5 protein-coding genes are annotated in these 4000 nt (G+C 40.0%); 2 read left to right on the top strand and 3 right to left on the bottom strand.

Annotated elements, in window-relative coordinates; all coding sequences use genetic code 11:
• Positions 1-296: 296 nt before the first annotated feature.
• Positions 297-1121: an IS5 family transposase gene (locus tag H6G97_RS47055; RefSeq protein WP_338422002.1), complete on the bottom strand. Its 825-nt coding sequence runs from the start codon at positions 1119-1121 to the stop codon at positions 297-299.
• Between the two features lie 623 nt (positions 1122-1744).
• On the opposite strand from H6G97_RS47055, the gene H6G97_RS47050 reads away from it, so the two are divergent.
• Both H6G97_RS47050 and H6G97_RS47045 read left to right on the top strand, forming a co-directional pair.
• A complete protein-coding gene (locus tag H6G97_RS47050; RefSeq protein ID WP_242056107.1) occupies positions 1745-2260 on the top strand; it encodes a plasmid mobilization protein in 516 nt (171 codons plus the stop codon).
• On the top strand, positions 2245-2583 hold the full coding sequence (locus tag H6G97_RS47045; protein ID WP_190947244.1) for a hypothetical protein: 339 nt from the start codon (positions 2245-2247) through the stop codon (positions 2581-2583). The genes H6G97_RS47050 and H6G97_RS47045 overlap by 16 nt, the downstream gene beginning before the upstream one ends.
• Positions 2584-2629: 46 nt before the next feature.
• Here H6G97_RS47045 and H6G97_RS47040 read toward each other — a convergent pair whose 3' ends face one another.
• Both H6G97_RS47040 and H6G97_RS47035 read right to left on the bottom strand, forming a co-directional pair.
• Positions 2630-2995: a hypothetical protein gene (locus H6G97_RS47040; RefSeq protein ID WP_190947243.1), complete on the bottom strand. Its 366-nt coding sequence runs from the start codon at positions 2993-2995 to the stop codon at positions 2630-2632.
• 382 nt (positions 2996-3377) lie between these two features.
• Positions 3378-3581, bottom strand: a complete 204-nt coding sequence (locus H6G97_RS47035; protein WP_190947242.1) for a hypothetical protein — start codon at positions 3579-3581, stop codon at positions 3378-3380.
• Positions 3582-4000 lie beyond the last annotated feature (419 nt).

The following is a 4000-nucleotide window of genomic DNA, read 5'->3' as shown; positions in this document are numbered from 1 at the left end:
GGGTACAGTACTTTTATCTCTGCGAAGAAAATTCTATCTGAAAGCGGGTTGTTTATTTTCAAACCTGACAAGTCGATTCAGGACGGCCGAGAAACAAGAACTCTTGCATAAATATTTTGTGGTAGGATAGAAGGTTATTTCAGTTTAAATTTTTAGGCATTAAAACAGTAAGAGATTATCATTTTTTTCGAGCAAGCATTATAAACGCAATCACTAGCTAAAAAAAGGCAGCAAACTTAGTTTCGGTTATTAAAAAAAACCGAAATTATTTGATTAATTTAATTTTTTAACCTGATTTACAGGGCTAATTCGTAATTATAAATTCCCGCAATTAAATTCGACCTTAAACCAAAGCGTCGGTGACGATTTCGATATCTATAATCCAAGATTTTAAAGATTTTTAGACGACGATTTACGTGTTCAACAGTGATTCTTAATCGATTGAGTTCTCGATTAAATTTCTTTTGTTCTTTTGTCAGCCTTCCACCTCTTGGTTTTTTAATTGGTGTTTGACTCAATTGATGGATTTTATTAATTCCTTGATAGCCTTTATCTGCTATGACCTTGAGCAATTCTCCAAATTTAATCCCACTATTTTTAAAGAGCTTAAAATCATGAATTCTGCCCTTGCCATGCCCTAAGCAAATGATAGCAGTACTTTTTTGGTGAATTACTACTTGCGTTTTTAAAGTATGCTCTCCCTGTTTCCCGCTAAAAAACTTTTTTTGATTTCTTGATGGTTTTTCAATTGGACTTTCCGTGACATCCATCACTACCAAATCTTCTTGGGATGACATTTTCCATAATTCTTTTTTACCAGGTAAACGAAACTTTCTAGACTTGATTAATATGTTTTCAATTTTATACACTATCCGACAGACCGCAGATTCTGAAAGTCCCCAATCTAACCCAATATGGTAATAAGTACGATATTCCCTCCAATATTGAATAACCATTAAAACTTTGTCTTCAATAATTAATTTAGGACGACGACCGGATTTCTTTTTCTTTTGCTCATCAGCTAGGACTAACTCAACCATTAACTCAAAGGTTTTACGGTTGACTCCAGTCATTCGCTTAAATTTTTTTGCGGTAAGCTGCTTGGCTCTCCCAAATTTCACTGCTAATCAAATTTCCTAATTGCAAGTTGTCAAACCTTTAATCATACCACAAAACACTTTTGCAAGAGTTCTCTCGTGAATCCCGATTAACTGATAATTATCGGCTATTTGAAATAATTTGCACCAAGAGAGTTTTCAAAATCCTACAAAAATCGGCTATTGTGGCTACGCCGAATTACCTCTTCATATTACGGCTACGCCTTATATTTTTTAGTGTGGCAGCTTCGCTGGTCTGATTATTCAAGCTAATGCTAAAACATCTGACTACTACAGCTACGCTGAATCAGAGAATTTTACTTAAAACAGCTACGCTGAATTATTTTTTCGTATTCTGGCTACGCCGGACTATTATATTGTGTGGCAGCTACGCTGAATCAGAGAATTTTCATATAGCAGATTCGCTGTTTTTATCTCCTCTATAGTGGCTACGCCTAACCAGAATTTATCTCTTGCTTGATTATCTCAAATTCCGGCTACGCCGTTGCTATCCTCCCTTGTAAGTTGTAGGATGATCAGCAGCACGGCTACGCCTTTGTACTCCCGCCTTCAGCCCCCTGCTGCGCCTCTCCGTATAGCTGTAGCAGACAACACCTCACCCCCCGTATTTGGGCTAGAAGCCAGCGATGCCTCAAAGCTTACGCTTTGTCTCGCTGCGCTCGAACGACAGACTGGTTCAAGTGGGGAAGCCCCCCTTGAAAAACCCCCCTCGCAATGTCCCGATATCCTCTCGACTTATGGCGAATCGCAAGCAGTCAAAAGCTCTAGTCCGAAAGCATATTTTCCCAGTTCGCTTGAGCGACATCGAATTGGATCTGCTGCGAATAAAATCACTTGATGCGGGGATGTCAGCGAGTGAACTGATGAGGCGCAATGCGTTGATGCGTCCATTACCAAAACGACTAAGTAAAATTAGCTTGCAAACATATTGGGAATTAGGACAAATCGGGAACAATCTAAACCAGCTTGTCAAGGCAACCAACATAGCACTCTTAGTTGGGCGAACTTTACCTGCTGATCCAGAACTGCTAAGGGAGCTTTTGGAACTGCTACATCAGTGCAGACGGGACATTGCCTCGGATGACATTGATTTGGAAGATTCGGAAGAGTCAGAGTCAGACGATGCTTGGAAAGCAGATTAAGGGTAGAGGTTGAGAGCAAGCTGTTAGATTATTTAGAATCACGCGAAGATGCCAAACTAATCGGTGGCAATATGAGCGGAAGAAATGCCCGTGAATTGGCGCGGGAGTTTCGCCTGTCGAGACAACTAAATTCTGATGCGGACAACAATAATTATGACGATCCACCACCGCAGACTTCAGGAACTTCAGGCGGTTCTGGACTGAAGTTCGCCACACCTAGTGACACTCTCGCTATATCTACCCCAACCTGTAACGTTAAAAAGGATGGTGAAAAGAATCATCTCTTCCACCATCCCTACAAGTTCACACTCATTCTTGATTAGGCCAAGGCTAAGTACTAGGGAGCAGCATAGTTTTTATATCTATGCTTTAGAGACCATCGAATTGTTTCCACTGACAATTTCCACGTGGGCTACATGAATCATACCCATTATCATATTTAACCCAAATCATTTCCTGCCCATTGCTAGCCCAACCTGAGATAGCTTGCTTACCTCCTTCACGGTCCCCTGATTCCTCAAATGCTTTTTTCAAATGATATCTGTTTACGCCTGTATTTGCAGGCGGATTAATGTTTTGTGCCATCCAACCAAGGACAACATCTTCACTAGCGTCATAATGTTTCTCTGCTCTGGCTGCCATTGCTGATGAAGTCACTGCGTAAAAACTACCTCCTAAACAGATTCCCACCATTAAACTTACAGCGATTAATCTTTTGATAAATGATTTAAACATGGTTGTCTTCCTTTGGTTTCAACTTCAATATCAGTAAAATACTTTTAATCAAACTAGAAATCCTACGTCATTTTAGGAAAAGTGCTTTCCAAGTTTGGAAAATATTTAGTTAAACAGTGACAGCCCTGAGCGTCAGCAGCCAAGGGCGATAAATTAGATGATGTTCATTGGTGTGAAATTGGCTCACGCTATATGAAAGTTATATGGTTCAAGAAAGAATTTTTGAAACACAATTGCAACATATGATGATTACACATTCTCAATAAGACCCCAGCTTATTGACAAGAAAAATAGCGCAAAAAAATGGCTGTAATTGAGACTGGATATAAGTTACAGAAGATTTTTTTCAAAAACAGTGGACGGCCAAACTATCAAACCCTGGTCATTTTTGTCCTTTTGGCCGTCCGTTGACAGGTGGGCATTTGTCAGCAGAGCATGACAATTGAGTAAGGTTGGCGCTCACTGGACGGCCAAAAGGACAAAAACAGTTAGGACGGAAATATTCGGGACTGGCAGTCAATAAAATCTCAGTGTAGTAAACCGCATCGGGGCGAATCTTCCGTTTCTGCTCCCCTATCTTTTCCATCACCAACTGATCTAATGAGAGCGTTGGGTTGCTAGTGCCGATGAATCTAATATTTTGTTTATCGGGGTCAAATGAGCAGTGATTCCGAAAGTTACGCTAAGGAATTAATGGGCTGTTTTCAATACTGCGATCGCCACGGATGAAACTGTACCAATTGATCTATCTGAAATTTAAAAGCCTCAAATCCTTACTGTGCCGTACAAAAAAGTTGTACCAAATAACCTATAGGTTAATTGGTACATTGAGAATTGCGAAAAATATTGAATTGCAGAATGCTTATCTAGTAAGGGTTACAGCCTTAGCGTAACTTTCTGTACGATTGCTCATTTACCCCCATCTAGAACTGTTACGAGAACTTTTATTCGTGTTGCATCAGTGCAGACGAGACATTGCAAGAGATGATATTCAAGACGAAGATT

It is taken from the genome of Nostoc flagelliforme FACHB-838 (genome assembly GCF_014698065.1).
GTDB classification, from domain to species: Bacteria; Cyanobacteriota; Cyanobacteriia; order Cyanobacteriales; family Nostocaceae; genus Nostoc; species Nostoc flagelliforme_B.
This window is presented reverse-complemented; position numbering and strand designations above follow the sequence as displayed.